This window comes from Methylobacterium sp. C1 (genome assembly GCF_001854385.1).
Classification (GTDB): Bacteria; Pseudomonadota; Alphaproteobacteria; order Rhizobiales; family Beijerinckiaceae; genus Methylobacterium; species Methylobacterium radiotolerans.
Map to the genome: position 1 here is coordinate 946,246 of NZ_CP017640.1, position 15,760 is coordinate 962,005.

General features: G+C 70.5%; 19 protein-coding genes. 8 read left to right on the forward strand and 11 right to left on the reverse strand.

The genetic code is table 11. The annotated features are described in order from the left end of the window. The first annotated feature begins 221 nt into the window (after positions 1-221). The 4 genes from BKE41_RS04430 (at position 222) to BKE41_RS04445 (ending at position 2,958) form a co-directional block, all read left to right on the forward strand. A complete protein-coding gene (locus BKE41_RS04430) occupies positions 222-548 on the forward strand; it encodes a hypothetical protein (RefSeq protein WP_083374282.1) in 327 nt (108 codons plus the stop codon). A gap of 274 nt (positions 549-822) precedes the next feature. Next, positions 823-1,074, forward strand: a complete 252-nt coding sequence (locus BKE41_RS04435; RefSeq protein WP_012317707.1) for a hypothetical protein — start codon at positions 823-825, stop codon at positions 1,072-1,074. Between the two features lie 172 nt (positions 1,075-1,246). After that, positions 1,247-2,182 (forward strand): ABC transporter ATP-binding protein, encoded by a 936-nt coding sequence (locus BKE41_RS04440; RefSeq protein ID WP_071000632.1) that lies wholly within the window; start codon positions 1,247-1,249, stop codon positions 2,180-2,182. Between the two features lie 14 nt (positions 2,183-2,196). Then, positions 2,197-2,958 carry an ABC transporter permease gene (locus tag BKE41_RS04445; RefSeq protein ID WP_041372495.1) on the forward strand — a complete coding sequence of 254 codons (762 nt, stop codon included), beginning with the start codon at positions 2,197-2,199 and terminating at the stop codon, positions 2,956-2,958. A 4-nt stretch (positions 2,959-2,962) separates the two neighbouring features. Here the strand turns inward: BKE41_RS04445 and BKE41_RS04450 are convergent, their stop codons facing one another. Next, positions 2,963-3,727, reverse strand: a complete 765-nt coding sequence (locus tag BKE41_RS04450) for an alpha/beta fold hydrolase (RefSeq protein ID WP_070998598.1) — start codon at positions 3,725-3,727, stop codon at positions 2,963-2,965. Positions 3,728-3,843: 116 nt separating this feature from the next. On the opposite strand from BKE41_RS04450, the gene BKE41_RS04455 reads away from it, so the two are divergent. After that, positions 3,844-4,686 carry an FkbM family methyltransferase gene (locus BKE41_RS04455; RefSeq protein WP_012317711.1) on the forward strand — a complete coding sequence of 281 codons (843 nt, stop codon included), beginning with the start codon at positions 3,844-3,846 and terminating at the stop codon, positions 4,684-4,686. Here the strand turns inward: BKE41_RS04455 and sfsA are convergent. Continuing rightward, positions 4,673-5,386: a DNA/RNA nuclease SfsA gene (gene sfsA, locus BKE41_RS04460; protein ID WP_012317712.1), complete on the reverse strand. Its 714-nt coding sequence runs from the start codon at positions 5,384-5,386 to the stop codon at positions 4,673-4,675. The genes BKE41_RS04455 and sfsA overlap by 14 nt on opposite strands. Before the next feature lie 77 nt (positions 5,387-5,463). Here sfsA and BKE41_RS04465 point away from each other — a divergent pair, with 77 nt between their 5' ends. Together BKE41_RS04465 and BKE41_RS04470 are read left to right on the forward strand one after the other, a co-directional pair. Then, positions 5,464-6,204, forward strand: coding sequence for a molybdopterin-binding protein (locus tag BKE41_RS04465; RefSeq protein WP_012317713.1), 741 nt, complete (start codon positions 5,464-5,466; stop codon positions 6,202-6,204). 43 nt (positions 6,205-6,247) lie between these two features. Beyond that, a complete protein-coding gene (locus BKE41_RS04470; protein WP_012317714.1) occupies positions 6,248-7,117 on the forward strand; it encodes a formate/nitrite transporter family protein in 870 nt (289 codons plus the stop codon). A gap of 80 nt (positions 7,118-7,197) precedes the next feature. On the opposite strand, the gene BKE41_RS04475 is transcribed toward BKE41_RS04470, so the two are convergent. From BKE41_RS04475 to BKE41_RS04510, 8 genes are all read right to left on the reverse strand, one after another. Continuing rightward, positions 7,198-8,478, reverse strand: a complete 1,281-nt coding sequence (locus BKE41_RS04475; RefSeq protein ID WP_070998600.1) for an NAD(P)/FAD-dependent oxidoreductase — start codon at positions 8,476-8,478, stop codon at positions 7,198-7,200. Between the two features lie 219 nt (positions 8,479-8,697). Further along, positions 8,698-9,183, reverse strand: a complete 486-nt coding sequence (locus tag BKE41_RS04480; protein ID WP_174805088.1) for an ATP F0F1 synthase subunit B — start codon at positions 9,181-9,183, stop codon at positions 8,698-8,700. A gap of 15 nt (positions 9,184-9,198) precedes the next feature. Further along, positions 9,199-9,777 (reverse strand): ATP synthase subunit b 2, encoded by a 579-nt coding sequence (locus tag BKE41_RS04485; protein WP_012317717.1) that lies wholly within the window; start codon positions 9,775-9,777, stop codon positions 9,199-9,201. A 144-nt stretch (positions 9,778-9,921) separates the two neighbouring features. After that, on the reverse strand, positions 9,922-10,149 hold the full coding sequence (locus tag BKE41_RS04490) for a F0F1 ATP synthase subunit C (RefSeq protein WP_007566773.1): 228 nt from the start codon (positions 10,147-10,149) through the stop codon (positions 9,922-9,924). A gap of 66 nt (positions 10,150-10,215) precedes the next feature. Then, the gene (locus BKE41_RS04495) at positions 10,216-10,971 is read right to left on the reverse strand and encodes a F0F1 ATP synthase subunit A (RefSeq protein ID WP_012317718.1); all 756 of its coding nucleotides are present in this window, start codon (positions 10,969-10,971) and stop codon (positions 10,216-10,218) included. Between the two features lie 74 nt (positions 10,972-11,045). Beyond that, positions 11,046-11,420: an AtpZ/AtpI family protein gene (locus BKE41_RS04500; RefSeq protein ID WP_012317719.1), complete on the reverse strand. Its 375-nt coding sequence runs from the start codon at positions 11,418-11,420 to the stop codon at positions 11,046-11,048. A 191-nt stretch (positions 11,421-11,611) separates the two neighbouring features. Beyond that, positions 11,612-12,256, reverse strand: coding sequence for a DsbA family protein (locus BKE41_RS04505; RefSeq protein ID WP_012317720.1), 645 nt, complete (start codon positions 12,254-12,256; stop codon positions 11,612-11,614). An 89-nt stretch (positions 12,257-12,345) separates the two neighbouring features. Then, positions 12,346-12,828 carry a DciA family protein gene (locus BKE41_RS04510; protein WP_070998601.1) on the reverse strand — a complete coding sequence of 161 codons (483 nt, stop codon included), beginning with the start codon at positions 12,826-12,828 and terminating at the stop codon, positions 12,346-12,348. Positions 12,829-12,961: 133 nt separating this feature from the next. Between BKE41_RS04510 and mutY the strand changes: the two genes are divergently transcribed. Further along, positions 12,962-14,305 (forward strand): A/G-specific adenine glycosylase, encoded by a 1,344-nt coding sequence (mutY, locus tag BKE41_RS04515; protein WP_063110043.1) that lies wholly within the window; start codon positions 12,962-12,964, stop codon positions 14,303-14,305. A 104-nt stretch (positions 14,306-14,409) separates the two neighbouring features. On the opposite strand, the gene BKE41_RS04520 is transcribed toward mutY, so the two are convergent. After that, on the reverse strand, positions 14,410-15,600 hold the full coding sequence (locus BKE41_RS04520; protein WP_280944485.1) for a site-specific DNA-methyltransferase: 1,191 nt from the start codon (positions 15,598-15,600) through the stop codon (positions 14,410-14,412). Positions 15,601-15,760 lie beyond the last annotated feature (160 nt).

The following is a 15,760-nucleotide window of genomic DNA, read 5'->3' on the forward strand; positions in this document are numbered from 1 at the left end:
CGATCCTCGATGTTCGGCCGACTGGCCGCCGTTCCGATGATCGATGATCACCAGATTAACGAATCTTTCGCGAGTCCTTTCAGGATCCGTTAGGGATTTACCGACGGTTTCCCTTTGCTAACGTTACCGATGTGTTAAGGCGCGGTCAGGAGCTGTCGGCCCAGTCTGGTCCGGCGACGCGGCCCGGGACGGGCCGGCCGGAGCGCACGAAGGTTCGAGCCATGTCTCCACGTCCGCGCACAACCATCGGGCGGGCCGTCGACTGGATGTTTCGCGACCGGACCACCGGCGCGATCACCGTCGCGCAGTGGCCGAACCTGCCGCTCTGGCTGTTCGCGGGCCTCAGCCTCGCGGTCTGGCTGGCCCAGGACAGGGGACAGCTGGCCTGCTGGCTGCCGACCTCCTCGCTGTCCTTCGGGGCCGACATCGCACTGACATGGTGGGCGATCGACGAGCTCGTGCGCGGCGTGAACCCCTGGCGCCGGATCCTCGGTGCCGCGACCCTTCTCGGTCTGGCCGCGCTGATCACCTTCCGGCGCGCGGCCTAGTGCCGGAACTCTGCGACCGGCAATTGTATTTCTTCGAGGCAATTCAGGACGAAATCTGCTCCGACTTCGCCGATTGCGGGAGATCGGCACGACATCTCGCATCGAAATCGCCGGCCGCGTGTGCCGCGCCGAACGGCCCTGCCGAGGCGAAACTATAACGGTAGGTTGCACCCACCGAGAAAGTGTGAATGGCTGTGCCGCGCGCCGGGTGATCGGCGTCTGCCGGGCAAACCGTGCATCCGAGCTCGACTGAAGGATTGGCCTCGAAGAGATCATGACGGACGCGGGCGGATTCGATCTCGACGGCGCGGCGAAATCTGCTCACGAGCGGGACGTGCTGCTTCGCCAGATCGCCGACGCGCTGAACATCCCGGTCTCGATCTTCCGGAGACCGCCGGGCGCTTCCGCGCCCCGCGGCCCGAGCGCCGCGGAATGCACCGCCCTGCTGAACGCCTTCTCGCGCATCGAGGACCCGGAGCTCCGAAAGGAATGCCTCGCGCTGGCGGAGCGCTTCAGCCGCACGTGAGCGGCGGGCGTCCTCGCGGTGCGGTGGCACACACGGGCTCGGTCAGCGCCGGAAAGTCCGCGTGCTATAGGGGCGCCCGCCGCCGGTGGCGTCCCGCTCGGTCGGCCAACCGCGTGTCCGGTGCCGGAATCCTGGTCGCCGGTCGCGTGCATGCCCCCGCTCGCGCCAGGCCCTGATGCCGATCATCTCCATCTCGAAGCTGTCGAAGACCTACACGTCCGGCTTCACCGCCCTGCGCGACATCGACCTCGCCATCGAGCGCGGGGAGATCTTCGCGCTGCTCGGTCCGAACGGGGCGGGCAAGTCGACGCTCATCAACATTGTCTGCGGCATCGTCACCGCGAGTTCGGGGACCGTTCTGGTCGACGGCCACGATATCGTGGCCGATTACCGCGCCGCGCGCCGGGCCATCGGGCTCGTCCCGCAGGAGCTCACCACCGACGCCTTCGAGACGGTGCTGAACACCGTGAGCTTCTCCCGCGGCCTGTTCGGGCTGCGGCCGGATCCCGGTCACATCGAGCGGATCCTGCGGGCGCTCTCCCTCTGGGACAAGCGCGACAGCCGGCTGATGACCCTGTCGGGCGGCATGAAGCGGCGGGTGCTCATCGCCAAGGCGCTGTCGCACGAGCCCCGCGTGCTGTTCCTCGACGAGCCCACGGCGGGCGTCGACGTCGAGCTGCGCCAGGACATGTGGCGCCTCGTGCGCGACCTGCGCCAGCAGAGCGTCACCGTCATCCTCACCACGCACTACATCGAGGAGGCCGAGGAGATGGCCGACCGCATCGGCGTGATCCGCCGGGGCTCGATCATCCTGGTGGAGGAGAAGGCCGCGCTGATGCGCAAGCTCGGGCGCAAGCAGCTGACCCTGCATCTCCAGCAGCCGATCGCCGCGGTGCCGCCGGAGCTGGCCGATTACGGCCTGGCGCTCGGCGGTGAGGGGACCGAGCTGGTCTACACCTACGACACCCGCGCCGAGCGCACCGGCATCACCGGGCTCCTGACCGGCCTGGCGGCCGCGGGCATCCGCTTCAAGGACCTCCACACCGAACAGAGTTCGCTGGAGGACATCTTCGTGGGCCTCGTGCGCGAGGAGAGGGCACAGGCATGAGCGCGGCGTTCAGCATGAACTGGCCGGCGGTCCGGGCCATCTACCTGTTCGAGATGGGGCGCTTCTGGCGCACCGCCGGGCAGAGCATCCTGGCCCCCGTCATCTCGACAACCCTGTACTTCGTGGTCTTCGGCGCGGCGATCGGCTCCCGGGTCTCGGCGGTCGACGATGTGCCCTACGGGCTGTTCATCGTGCCCGGCCTGATCATGCTCTCGCTGCTGACGCAGAGCATCTCGAACGCCTCGTTCGGCATCTATTTCCCGCGCTTCGCCGGCACGATCTACGAGATCCTGTCGGCGCCGATCTCGCCGCTGGAGGTGGTGCTGGGCTTCGTCGGCGCAGCGGCCTCGAAGTCGATCCTGATCGGGCTGATCATCCTGGCGACCTCGGCCCTGTTCGTGCCGCTGCGGATCGACCATCCGCTCTGGATGATCGGCTTCCTGCTGCTCACCGCGGTGACGTTCAGCCTGTTCGGCTTCGTCATCGGCCTGTGGGCGGACGGGTTCGAGAAGCTGCAGCTGGTGCCGCTCCTCGTCGTGACCCCGCTCACCTTCCTGGGCGGCAGCTTCTACGCGATCGGCATGCTGCCGCCGTTCTGGCACGCGGTGAGCCTGCTGAACCCGGTCGTGTACCTGATCAGCGGGTTCCGCTGGGCCTTCTTCGGCAAGGCGGACGTGAACATCGCGATCAGCCTCGGCATGACCGCGCTGTTCCTCGTGATCTGCCTCGGCCTCGTGACCTACATCTTCCGCACGGGCTACCGGCTGAAGAGCTGAGGCCTCACGGCTGCGCGGCCAGGAAGGCCAGCACCCCGTCCCGGTGCGGCTTGGCGCCGACCGCCGTGGAATGGTCCTTGCCCTCGATCTCGAGGGCCCGGGCGTCCGGGATCAGGGCGGCGAGCCCCGGGCCCGAGCCCGCGACCGTGTCGAGGGTCCCGACCGAGACCAGGACCGGCACCTCGATCTGCGCGAGCTCCCCCCGGCTGAGCGTCTGGCGCGAGCCGCGCATGCAGGCGGCGAGCGCCCGCAGGTCGCTCCGGGTCTGCTCGGCGAACATGCGGAAGGCCGCGGCCGTCGGGTTCGGCGCGGGCGTGCCGGCCGGCGCCTCCAGCGCCTCGGCGATGCCGGACGGCAGGCCCTTGCCCTCGATCAGGTGCATCCCGAGGCCGCCGATCAGGGCCGAGCGCACCCGGTCCGCGTGGTCCAGCGCGATATGGGCGGTGATCCGCCCGCCCATCGAGTAGCCCATGACGTGGGCGCGCGCGATGCCGAGATGGTCGAGGAGCCGGATCGCGTCGCCGGCCATCGCCTCGGAGCTGTAGGCGGCCGGGTCGTAGAGCTTCTCGCTCTCGCCGTGGCCGCGGTTGTCCAGCGCGATCGCGCGGTAGCCCGCCTGGGTCAGGGCCTTCACCCACTGGGTGTTGACCCAGTTGACCGCGTGGTTCGACGCGAAGCCGTGGATCAGCAGGATCGGCTTGCCGGCCCGGTCCGTCGGCGGCACGTCGATATAGGCGATCCGCACGCCGTCGGAATTGAAGGACTCCATGCCGCGCAACCTGTGTTCATCAAGCTCGGCCACGGCTTAGACCACCCGGGCGCGCGGGAGCAACGCGGATCGATCCGCTTGCGGGTCGTGGCGCCGGCTGGCAAACCGCCCCGGTCATGACGGACACGCAGCCCTACGGCACCTACGAACCGTCCGGTCTCGTGGCGGCGATCACCCGCCGCACGAACCGGATCCCGGCCGAGTCCTGGTACGGGCGGCGCCTCGCGCTGTTCCTGCGCCGGATCGCCATCGCGCGGCTCGGCGGCAAGCCCCTCGACGTGACCCGCTACGGCGCGCGGATGCGGCTGCACCCCTACAACAACAACTGCGAGAAGAAGGTGCTCTTCACCCCGCAGTTCTTCGATCCGGAGGAGCGGGCGCTGCTCCGGGAGCGCCTGCCGCAGGACTGCGTGTTCCTCGACATCGGCGCCAATGTCGGCGCCTACGCCCTCTGCGTCGCCGCCTTCTCGGGCCCGGGGGCGCGGATCGTGGCGGTCGAGCCGCAGCCCGACGTGTTCGATCGCCTGACCTACAACATCGCCCAGAACCCGTTCCACACCGTCAAGGCGGTCGCCTGCGCGGTGGCCGACAAGGCCGGCGAGCTCACCCTGTTCATCGATCCGCGCAACCGCGGCGAGTCGAGCCTGCGCATCGTCGGCACCAACGAGGGCGCGCGGATCACCGTGCCGGCGGTGACGCTGCTCGACCTGCTGCACAGCGAGGGCCTGACCCGGGTCGACGCCATCAAGCTCGACGTCGAGGGCGCCGAGGACCTGATCCTGGAGCCGTTCCTCCGCGAGGCGCCGGATGCGCTCCTGCCGCGGATCCTGCTGGTCGAGAACGGCACCGGCCAGTGGCAGCTCGACCTGCTGCAGCACTTGGCGAGCTACGGCTACCACGAGATCGCGCGCTCGCGGCTCAACCTGATGTTCGAGCGCGGCGCCGTCAGGGCGGCGTGATCACCGGGATCTCCTCGGCGATGGCGACGCCCTCCGGCCCGACGGCGCAGCGGTAGGCCCTGACCGCGACGCCCGCCGCGCGCGCCTCCCGGAACGCCCGGTCGAAGGCCGGATCGATGTCCCGGGCGACGTCGAAGGCCTCGGCCCGCATCTGCACGACGATCACCACGAGCGCCCGGCCGCCGTCGGCCACGACCTGGGCCAGGTCGCGCATGTGCCGGGCGCTGCGGGCGGCCTTGCAGTCCGGGAACTCGGCCAGACCCGCCCGCCGCATCAGGTGGCAGTTCTTGACCTCGACGTGGCAGGGCCCGGCCTCCGCGCCGCTCGCGAGGAAATCGACCCGGCTGGCCTCGGCGTAGCGCACCTCGGGCCTCAGCGCGTCGTGGCCGGCGAGCGCCGCGATCGCGCCGGCCCGGAAGGCCTCGGCGACGAGCGCGTTCGGCCGCTGCGTGTTGATGCCGACCCACTGCGCCCCGCCGGGGAGCTCGGCCTCGACCAGTTCCCACGTGAGCGGGAGCTTGCGCGCCGGGTTGGACGAGCGCGACAGCAGCACGCGGGCACCCGGCGCGTTCAGCCCGAGCATGGCTCCGGGATTGGGGCAGTGGACGGTGACGCGGCCGTCGTCGGTGTCGATGTCGGCCAGGAAGCGCTTGTAGCGCTGCACGAGCCGTCCCGGCACGAGCGGCGCGGCGAACTGCATGGGGTCCTCGGGGTTCACGTAGTCGGGGGCGGCGGTTGCGCTATGTGCCTGCCGGATCCGCCCGACACCAGAGACCCATGAGCCAGCCTTCCGAATCCGTCACCGCCGCAATCCTCGTCATCGGCGATGAGATCCTCTCGGGTCGAACCAAGGACAAGAACATCGGCACGATCGCCGACTTCCTCACCGCCGCCGGGATCGACCTGCGCGAGGTGCGGATCGTGCCCGACGAGGCCGCCATGATCGTCGAGGCGGTCAATGCCCTGCGCAGCCGCTACACCTACCTGTTCACCACCGGCGGGATCGGCCCGACCCACGACGACATCACCGCCGATTGCGTGGCCGAGGCCTTCGGGGTCGGCATCGACGTCGACGAGCGCGCCCGGGCGATGCTGCTGGAGCGGCACAGGCCCGAGGATCTCAACGAGGCGCGCCTGCGCATGGCGCGGATCCCGTTCGGGGCCGACCTCATCGCCAATCCCGTCTCGAAGGCGCCGGGCTTCCGCATCGGGAACGTCCACGTGATGGCCGGCGTGCCCAGCATCATGCAGGCCATGCTGGACTCGATCGCCCCCACGCTGACGGGCGGCGCCGCGATCATCTCCGAGACGATCGAGGCGGCCGGTCTCCCGGAGGGCACCTACGCGGGCGGGCTCGGGGAGATCGCGAGAGCGCGGCCCGCCGTCTCGATCGGCTCGTATCCGGCGATCACGCCGGAGGGCTTCCGCAACCGGATCGTCGTGCGCAGCCGGGATCGCGAAGCCCTGGCCGAGGCGCGGAGCGCCGTCGAGGCGCTGCTGGCGCGGCTCTCGGCCTGACTTGTCCCATCCGATCGATCGGGTTGCGTAGCGGAGCTGTCGGATGGTGCGGGACAAGGACAAGCGGGCCAATCCCGAGGCGCGGCGGGACGAACTGCTGAAGGAAGTCTCCGAGATCGGCAGGCCCGACGCCTACGTGCTGCACGAGGTCATACGTCTCGAGGGCGACGAGGAGTTGCGGCGCCACGGCCTCGCGCTGTTCCTCTCGGCGTTCTCCGCCGGCCTCAGCATCGCCCTGTCGCTGATCGTACCCGGCGTCCTGCGCAGCCACCTGCCGGAAACCGACTGGGCCAAGATCGTCAGCTCGATGGGCTACGCGGTCGGCTTCCTCGTCGTCGTTCTCGGGCGCCAGCAGCTCTTCACCGAGAACACCATCACGCCGATCCTGCCGCTGCTGCACGACCGCTCCGTGAAGACGGCTGTCCGTGTCATCCGGCTCTGGATGATCGTGCTGTCGGGCAACATCCTGGGAACGCTCGCGATCGCGGCGCTGCTGGCCTATTCGGGCGCCTTCGAGCCGCCGGTCCTCAGGGCCTTCGCGGAGATCAGCCACGACGCCATCGCGCACGGCTTCTGGGTGACCTTCATCAAGGCCGTCTTCGCCGGGTGGATGATCGCCCTGATGGTCTGGTTCCTACCGGCCACCGCCAGCGCGGCGCCGTTCGTGATCCTCCTGATGACGTGGCTGGTCGCGCTCTGCAGCCTCGCCCACATCGTGGCCGGCTCCGTCGAGGCCTTCTACCTCGTGGTCACGGACGCCGCGTCGCTGCACGACTACGCGGTGAAGTTCTTCCTGCCGACCCTCCTCGGCAACACCTTCGGCGGCGTGACGCTGGTGGCGGTGCTGAACTACGGGCAGGTCGCCCCCGAGGTCGAGGAGACCAAGGCGGTGGAGGGCGAACGGCCGGATTGAGGCCGCGGGACGCGGATCGCAGGCGCGAGCCGCTGCCGGCACGGCGCGGCCCCCGGGACTCCGGATCCGCGCCGGCCGCCTCAGTCGAGCCGCACCGGCGGGCTGATCAGGTGGTCAAGATCGTCGAGGACCCACGTCATCGTCCCGCGCAGCGGCCCGTAGAGCCCGATCTGGTGCTGCCGGTACAGGAGGTCGTGCGTCAGCCGCGCCGAGAGCCCGTTGAGGTGCCCGCCGCCGAAGGTGTAGCGGCCGAGGGTTCCCCAGCCGTTGAAGTCGGCCAGCGAGACGATCGCGCCCTTCTCGACGTAGTGGAACGGCGGCAGGTCCGAGGCCGTCCCGTCCCCGCGCGCCAGCGCGCGGCCGAGATGCCGCGCGAGGTGCTGCGCCTCCTGGCGGGCGGCCTGCGCGGTCGCCGGTACGGGTCGGCCGGTCCGGGGATCGGTGAGGCTTGAACAGTCGCCGAGGGCGACGATGGCCGGATCCCGGGTCGTGCGCAGGTCCGGGCGGACGACGAGCTGCCCGGTCCGGGAGCGCTCCAGGCCGTCGAGGCCGGCGAGCACGTCCGGCGCCTTCACGCCGGCGGCCCAGACCTTCAGCCCGGCCGGGATGCGGCTGCAGTCCTTCAGGACGAATCCCTGCGCGTCCGCCGCCGTCACCGTCGCGTTGGTCCGGACCTCCACGTCGAGATCCGACAGCGTGCGGGCGGCGGCGCGGGAGACCTTGTCGGGGAAGGCCGGCAGCAGGCGCGGCCCGCTCTCGATCAGCGTCAGGCGCAGGCGCCCCGGCAGGTCGGGCGAGCCGTAGTCGGCGAGGAGGTTGATGGCGTGCTTGAGCTCGGCGGCCAGCTCGACACCGGTCGCACCGCCGCCGACGATGGCGATCTGCAGCAGACCGCCGCCGTCGAGCCGGGCCAGGAGATGGCACCGCAGCTGTTGGTGGAAGTGCTCGGCCTCGGTCAGGTCGTCGATCGTCAGGCAATGCTCGGACACGCCCGGCGTGCCGAAATCGTTGGCGCGGCTGCCGATGGCGAGCACCAGCAGGTCGTAGGCGCGCTCCACCTCCGGGAGCCCCTCCGCGGCCTCGACCGCGAGCCGGACGCGCCTGGCTTGCCGGTCGATGCCGACGAGGGCGCCGGGCTGGAAACGGAAGCCGTTGCGGCGCGCCTGGGCGAAGAAGTCCACCTTCTGCCGGTCGGCCCGGGCGGTGCCGGCCGCGAAGGTGTGCAGCATCGGCTTCCAGACATGCGAGAGGCTGCGATCGGCGAGGGTGACGTCGGCCCGCCCGCCGCGTCCGAGGCTCGTGGCCACCTCGATCCCGGCGACGCCGCCGCCGACGATCACGATCCGTGGTCTCTCCGCCATGACGTCTCCGCATCCTCACCGATCGGGAACGCCGGTCACGGCCTCGGTGTTCGCCGCGGGCCGCGCCGATCCCGCCCGTCGTCGGCAGCACCTCTTGCGCGGCGCGTCCCCCGACCCGGCGCCGGCGGAGACCGCATCGGCGCGCGCCGGGAGGGCCGTCGCCCATGAAAAAAGCCGCCCGGAGGCGGCTTTCTCGAACGTCGCGGCGCTGCGTCCGGTTCAGGAGCGCATGCGGGTCCGCACCTCGCCGAGGCTCGCGCGGATCAGGTTCTGGGCGGCGTCGCCCTGCATCCGCTCGCGCAGGATCGTCTCGGAGACCTTCACGGCAGCCTCCGCGGCGGCGGCGCGGACCTGAGCCTCGGCCTGGGCCTCGGCCTGAGCGATCTTGGTCTCGGCGGCCTTGGTGCGGCGGGCGAGGAAATCGTCCAGCTTGCGGTGACCTTCCTCGGCGGCGCGCTCGGCCTCCTCCCGGGCACCGGCGACGATCGCCTCGGCCTCCTTCTCGGCCTCGGCGCGGCGGCGCTTGTAGTCGGCCAGCACGGCGGCGGCCTCCTCGCGCAGGCGCTTGGCCTCGTCGAGCTCGTGGCGGACGCGGTTGGCGCGGCCGTCCAGGCCCTTGGTCATCGCCGAGAAGGCGCCGACCTTCCAGGCGATGCCCATGAAGATGAAGAACGCGACGGCGACCCAGAATTCGGCTTCGAGCAGCATCGTGGGATCCCGTCAGTGTGCGGTGGCGTCGAGGGCGCGGTCGAGGCTCGTCCGGTCCGGGGCCTGCCCGGTCAGACGCTCGACGATCGCCGACGCGGCTTCGCCCGCGATGGTGCGGACGTTGCCCATGGCGGCCTCGGTCCGCGTGCGGATCGTCGCCTCGGAGGCGGAGAGCTTGGCGTTCAGCTCGTCCTCCAGCGCCTTGCGCTTGGTCTCGGCCTCGGCGGCCAGCTCGTTCCGGGTGGTCTGCGCGATGTCGCGCGCCTTGCCCTGGGCATCCCGGAGGGCGGTCTCGAAGGCCACGCCGGCGGCGTCCGCCTCGGCCTTCATCGCCTGCGCCTGGTCCAGATCGGCACGCAGGCGCTCGGCGCGGGCGTGCAGGATCGACTGGATCCGCGGCAGCGCGATCTTGTCCATCAGGTAGTAGAGGAGCCCGAAGGCCAGGGCGAGCCAGATAAGCTGCGCCAGGAAGCCCGAGGTCTCGAAGGGCGGGAAGGCGCCCGAATGCGCTTCCGTATGCTCGACATGGCCCGGCACGACCTGCGTGTCGGCGCCCGGGGGCGGCGTGGTGAGGGGATTGGGCTGCGCCATGAGACCGCTACACTGACACCGTTCGCTGAGGCCACCGCCGGCGCGGTGACGGACGAAGGCGGACGCCCCGTCGCGGGAGCGTCCACCCGTTCATCGGGCCGGAGCCCGGGAGGAGACCGCGGGGACCGCGGGCTCCGGCGCCGATCAGACGGCGAAGAGCAGCAGCAGCGCGATCAGCAGCGAGAAGATGCCGAGCGCCTCGGTGAGGGCGAAGCCCAGGAGCAGGGTGGCGCGCTGGCCGTCGGCCGCGGACGGGTTGCGAAGGGCGCCGGCGAGGAACTGACCGAACAGGTTGCCGAGGCCGATGCCCGCACCCGCCATGCCGAGGCAGGCGAGGCCGGCGCCGATGTACTTCGCAGCGACGGGATCCATGGTAACTCCTGAGGTCTCTTCAGATCGAAACGTGCGATGACGTTTGCGGCGGGTGGAGCCGGCCGATCAGTGGCCGGGGTGAAGGGCGTCGTTGAGGTAGATCGCCGTCAGCGTCGCGAAGACGTAGGCCTGAAGCGCCGCAACGAGGAACTCGAGAGCGGTCAGCGCGATCGTCAGGAACAGCGGGAGCGGCGATAGCACGCTCCAGGCGCCCGCGAGAAGGAGCTGAACCACGAAGAAGGCGAAGATCTTCATCGCGATGTGGCCGGCCAGCATGTTGGCGAACAGACGGACCGACAGGCTGATCGGGCGCGAGATGAACGAGATCACCTCGATCGGCACCAGGATCGCGAGGAGCGGCTTCGGCACGCCCGACGGCACGAACAGGCCGAAGAAGTGGGTGCCGTGCTTCATCACGCCGAAGATCACCACGGTGGAGATCACCAGCGCCGCGAGGCCGAAGGTGATGATCAGGTGGCTGGTCACCGCGAAGGCGTAGGGGATCATCCCGAACAGGTTCAGGACGAGCACGAACATGAACAGCGAGAACACGAGCGGCATGAACCGCTTGCCGCCGTCGCCCGTCGCCTGGTGCACGGTGTCGGCGATGAACTCGTAGAAAATCTCGGCCAGCGACTGCATGCGGCCCGGAACGATCGAGCGGGACGCGGTCGCCACGATGGTGATGAGCGCGATCACACCGACGGCGGCGAACATGTAGAGGGCCGACTGCGTGAACGCGAGCTGCTGGTGGCCGATATGGCCCAGCGAAACGAGCGGCTTCAGCTCGAACTGATGGATCGGGTCGATCGTGACCGCCATTCCCGCTTCCGCCCTTCTTGTCCGGCGCGCCGACGGGTGTCGGCCGCCCCACATTCCCCACTGACCGGCGCGCCTTATGGCTCCTGCCGATCGCGCCGTCCCGGACGCGCGCCGGCGAAACCCGACACCCGCATCACGTTGTAGACCCCCGCGACGAACCCCAGCATCAGGAGGACGATCAGGCCCCAGGGCTTCGTCCCGAAGACATGATCGACGATCCAGCCGAGTATGCCCCCCGCGATCACGCCCGCGACGAACTCCGTGGAGAGCGTCATGGCCTGGCCCAGCGAGGATGGCCCGCCGTTCCGAGGGCGCGTGGAAGGATCGGGAGCGGCCTGCGGCCGCTTCCGTTCGATCTGCGTCTCGAGACGTCTGAGCCTCGCGGAGAGTTCGCTGTCCGTCGGCGTCTGCTCGGTCCCTTTCCCGTCCCTCGGATCGTCGCCGTTCACGGCTCAAAACTCATCGGGCGGGAGGCTGTGGAACCGGCTGGACACCCCCAGCAAGCGGGGCGCACCATAGTTTCGCCTATCTTGAGTGTCAAGGCGAACCCCATACACCGTAAGTAATTGATTTCAGTTTGGTATTCCAACTTCGGGCGATGCGCCGGAGCCGCGCCGCGCACGAGGCTCCGACCGGTCGATCAGGCGCCGATGATCGGCTTGATCACCTTCTCCATGCCCTCCACGGTCATCTCGCCGGTGTAGCGCTCGCCGTTGATGAAGAAGGTCGGGGTCGAATCCACCTTGAAGACGTCGAGGCCGCGCTGCTTCACGGCGTTGACCGCGCTGTAGATCTTCTGGTCCTTCAGGCAGGCCTCGAAGGTCTGCTTGTTGTAGCCCGCCTGCCGGAGCATCTGCTCCAGCGCGTCCACGGGCTTCGGCGTGAAGGCCCAGGCCGCCTGCTGGTCGAACAGCAGGTCGGTGATCGGGTAGTACTTGGAATCGCCCTGGCAGCGCGCGAGCATGAAGGCCGCGGTGGCCAGCGGGTCGAGGGGGAATTCGCGCAGGGTGAACCGCACCTTGCCGGTGTCGATGTAGCGTTCCTTGAGGGTCGGCCACGTGTTCCGGTGGAAGGCGGCGCAGTGCGAGCAGGTCATCGAGGCGTACTCGATGATCGTGCACTTCGCGTCCGCCGGGCCCAGCCAGACGTCGCCGAGCGGGCCCGGCTGCAGCAGGGCCGCCATCTCGGAATTCTGCGCCTGGGCAGGCCGCCCGAGATAGGGCAGGGCGAGGCCGGCGCCGAGGGCGAGGCCGGAGAACTTGAGAGCGTCGCGTCGCGTCGTCATCGGGCAGGCTCCGCCGGATTGATCAGTCGTGGCGTCCGGATGCCGGTACTCGGGCGCGACCGTCCTGGCAAGGTGACCGAATCGACCGTTCACCGCTCCGGACGCGTCGCCACGGCGGCGGTGCCGAGGCGGTCGAGGGCGGCGCGCAGGCCGTCATCGACGATCCCCGCCACGGCGCGCTGGACCTCGACGGCGGCGGCCGGATCGACGCGCGCGCGCGCGGGCGCTCGCCCGCCGCGCCCGACCCGGTCCTGCTGCAGCACGATCCGGGAGACGCAGGCCCAGCCGTAATGGGCGTTGATCCGCTGGATCACCACCGGCGCGAGATGCTGCAACTCGAGCGCGAAGACGCCCTCGACGCGCACGACCAGCGTGCCGGATTCGGGCGTGGCGGACTCGCTCCGGCGGCGCTTCGGCCATTCCAGCTTGGACGGCCGGCAGTAGCGGGCCAGCCGCTCGCCGACGATCTCCGGCCAGGCGGCCAGGATGTCGGTCGAGGCGAATCCCTGCGCCGCGAAGGCCGGCCCGATGCAACTCTCGATCAGCTCGGCCAGCGGTTTGACGCGCGCCATGGTGGTTCCGGCCCTGTGGATCCGCGAAGGTTAGCGCAGGATGGTTGACGAAGGGAGCACGCGCCGGCGCTTTCGACGCCCTATGATCGCCGCGGCGCTCCGGCTATTCAGCGCGACCCCTGTCGACCTGCCCATGCCGCCTCGCACAGCCACGGATCCTGAAGCCGGTCCCGGACCGCGCGCCGACGACCTGCTCGCCTGGTACGACCGGCATCGGCGGGTGCTGCCCTGGCGGGCGCTCGCCGGCGCGGCCCCGGATCCCTACCGGGTCTGGCTGTCCGAGGTGATGCTGCAGCAGACCACCATCGCGGCGGTGCGGCCGTACTTCGAGCGCTTCCTGACGCGCTTTCCCGACATCTTCGCCCTCGCCGAGGCCCCCGAGGAGGCGGTGATGTCCGCCTGGGCCGGCCTCGGCTACTACTCCCGGGCCCGCAACCTCCACGCCTGCGCCAGAACGGTCGCGGCGGCCGGCGGGCGCTTCCCCGACACCGCCGAGGGCCTGCGCAAGCTCCCGGGAATCGGCGCCTACACGGCCGGCGCGATCGCCGCGATCGCCTTCGACCGGCAAGAGGCGGCCGTCGACGGCAATGTCGAGCGGGTCCTGAGCCGCGCCTACGCGGTGGAGGCCCCGCTCCCGGGGAGCCGGCCGGAGATCCGCCGCCTGACGCAGGCGCTCGTGCCGCCGGACAGGCCGGGCGACTTCGCCCAGGCGCTGATGGATCTCGGCGCGACGATCTGCACGCCCAAGCGCCCCGCCTGCGCGCTCTGCCCGTGGATGCGGCCCTGCCGCGCCCGGTCGCTCGGCACGCAGGAGAGCTTCCCGCGCAAGATCAAGGTCGCCAAGGGGGCGCTCCGCCGCGGCGCCGCCTTCGTGGCGATCCGCAGCGGCGACGAGGCGGTGCTGCTGCGGACACGCCCGCCCGAGGGTCTGCTCGGCAACATGGCCGAGCCGCCGGGGAGCGCCTGGGAGCCGGATTACGACGTCGCCGCCGCCCTGCTGGACGCGCCGCTCGACGCGCGGTGGAAGCGGCTCCCGGGGCTGGTCCGCCACGGCTTCACGCACTTCCCCCTGGAGCTGACGGTCTTCGTGGCCCGCGTCGCGCTGGCGACACCGGCTCCGGCCGGCACGCGCTTCACGCCGCGCAGCGCCCTCGACGACGAGCCGCTGCCCGGCCTCATGCGCAAGGTCCTGGCGCACGCCTTCGACCCGAAGCCGGAGCCCGAGAAGAAGCCGCGCGGGCGCCCCAGGAAGGAACCGCCGCCGATGCCGCTGCTGGCGGCGATGGAGGCGCCGGTCTCGATGCCGGATCCCGAGCCGCGTCCGCGCGTGCGCGCCGTCCCCAAGCCTCAGCCGAAGGCGCCGCCGGCGCCGCCGCCCGAGGCGGACGAGTTGTTCGACGGGGAGGTCGAGCCATCGCCCGCACCGGCGCGGATCCGGTCATCGCCGCGGCGGCCGGGGCCGGCCCGGAAGCGGTAGGACAACCGTCATCGCGGGCGCAGCGAAGCGACCCAGGGCAGCGCGAGGCCTCGAGACGTCGCGCGACCGGCTCGCTTCGCCGCGCCCGCGAAGACGGCGGCAATTCAGCCGTTCGCCATCGCCTGGCGGAGACCGGCCCGGTAGGTGTCGATCACCACCGGCTTGCCGCCGCGCTCCACGTGCCAGAAGGTCCAGCCGTTGCAGGCCGGAAGGCCCTGCACCAGCGCGCCGATCTTGTGGATCGAGCCGATGACGAGGCCGTTGTCGAGCTGGCCGTCCGGGCGCACCGTGGCGCGGAACCGGCGGCGCTCGTCGGTCACGGTCTCGCCGGGGCGGATGTGGCCCGCCTCGATCACCGACAGGAACGGCACCCGCGGCTCGGCGCGCTTGGTCGGCGCCACCATGAGGGCGGCCCTCGACAGGGTCTCGACGGCGGCGATCCGCTCCCGGGCGGCCTCAGCGTAGGTCGCCTCGCGCTCGATGCCGATGAAGCGGCGGCCGAGGCGCTTGGCGACGGCGCCGGTGGTGCCGGTGCCGAAGAACGGGTCGAGCACCACGTCGCCGGGATTGGTCGCCGCGAGCAGCGTCCGGGCGAGCAGGGCCTCGGGCTTCTGGGTCGGGTGGACCTTGCGGCCCTCCGCATCCTTCAGCCGCTCCTCGCCGGTGCAGAGGGGGATGAACCAGTCCGAGCGCATCTGGAGGTCCTCGTTGCCCCCTTTCAGCGCCTCGTAATGGAAGGTGTAGCCCTTCGAGTCGGCCGAGCGCGAGGCCCAGATCAGGGTCTCGTGGGCGTTGGTGAAGCGCTTGCCGCGGAAGTTCGGCATCGGGTTGGCCTTGCGCCAGACGATGTCGTTGAGGATCCAGTAACCGAGATCCTGCAACGCGCTCCCGACCCGGAAGATGTTGTGGTACGACCCGATCACCCAGAGGGTCGCGTTCGGCTTCATCACGCGGCGGCAGGCGGAGAGCCAGTCCCGGGTGAAGGTGTCGTAGGCCTCGAAGGTCGCGAACTTGTCCCAGTCGTCGTCGACCGCGTCGACGCGACTCTGGTCCGGGCGCAGGAGGCCGGCGTCGCCGAGCTGGAGATTGTAGGGCGGATCGGCGAACACGCAGTCGACGCTCGACGCCGGCAGGGCGTTCATGGCCGCGATGCAGTCCCCGACGAGAACCTGGTCGAGGGGCAGGGAACGCTGGGCGGGTACGAGACCCATCCGTGGCGCCGACGCGGGCCGCCCGGCACGCGAGACCTGTTTCCGGGCGACGGCGTCGGCAGCCACGGTACGCGGGGAAGCCATGGCAAACACCGGTTACGCGACTGACCTGCAGACCATGCGCCGGGTACGGTAAAGGTCACGTTGTCGAATTCGCGTCCGGCGCGTCCCGTTCTGGGGCTGCAGATTTTGCCGACCGGGCGCTCGGACAAGGATCCGACAGGTTAAGCAACCGTTACTGCGC

Coding starts and splice junctions, on each gene's coding strand:
- BKE41_RS04490 (WP_007566773.1), bottom strand. CDS start 10,149: ATGGATCCCGTCGCTGCGAAGTACATCGGCGCCGGCCTCGCCTGCCTC.
- BKE41_RS04445 (WP_041372495.1), top strand. CDS start 2,197: ATGAACTGGCCGGCGGTCCGGGCCATCTACCTGTTCGAGATGGGGCGC.
- BKE41_RS04495 (WP_012317718.1), bottom strand. CDS start 10,971: ATGGCGGTCACGATCGACCCGATCCATCAGTTCGAGCTGAAGCCGCTC.
- BKE41_RS04485 (WP_012317717.1), bottom strand. CDS start 9,777: ATGGCGCAGCCCAATCCCCTCACCACGCCGCCCCCGGGCGCCGACACG.
- BKE41_RS04470 (WP_012317714.1), top strand. CDS start 6,248: ATGGTGCGGGACAAGGACAAGCGGGCCAATCCCGAGGCGCGGCGGGAC.
- BKE41_RS04475 (WP_070998600.1), bottom strand. CDS start 8,478: ATGGCGGAGAGACCACGGATCGTGATCGTCGGCGGCGGCGTCGCCGGG.
- BKE41_RS04455 (WP_012317711.1), top strand. CDS start 3,844: ATGACGGACACGCAGCCCTACGGCACCTACGAACCGTCCGGTCTCGTG.
- BKE41_RS04520 (WP_280944485.1), bottom strand. CDS start 15,600: ATGGCTTCCCCGCGTACCGTGGCTGCCGACGCCGTCGCCCGGAAACAG.
- BKE41_RS04465 (WP_012317713.1), top strand. CDS start 5,464: ATGAGCCAGCCTTCCGAATCCGTCACCGCCGCAATCCTCGTCATCGGC.
- BKE41_RS04450 (WP_070998598.1), bottom strand. CDS start 3,727: ATGGAGTCCTTCAATTCCGACGGCGTGCGGATCGCCTATATCGACGTG.
- sfsA (WP_012317712.1), bottom strand. CDS start 5,386: ATGCAGTTCGCCGCGCCGCTCGTGCCGGGACGGCTCGTGCAGCGCTAC.
- mutY (WP_063110043.1), top strand. CDS start 12,962: ATGCCGCCTCGCACAGCCACGGATCCTGAAGCCGGTCCCGGACCGCGC.
- BKE41_RS04510 (WP_070998601.1), bottom strand. CDS start 12,828: ATGGCGCGCGTCAAACCGCTGGCCGAGCTGATCGAGAGTTGCATCGGG.
- BKE41_RS04435 (WP_012317707.1), top strand. CDS start 823: ATGACGGACGCGGGCGGATTCGATCTCGACGGCGCGGCGAAATCTGCT.
- BKE41_RS04505 (WP_012317720.1), bottom strand. CDS start 12,256: ATGACGACGCGACGCGACGCTCTCAAGTTCTCCGGCCTCGCCCTCGGC.
- BKE41_RS04430 (WP_083374282.1), top strand. CDS start 222: ATGTCTCCACGTCCGCGCACAACCATCGGGCGGGCCGTCGACTGGATG.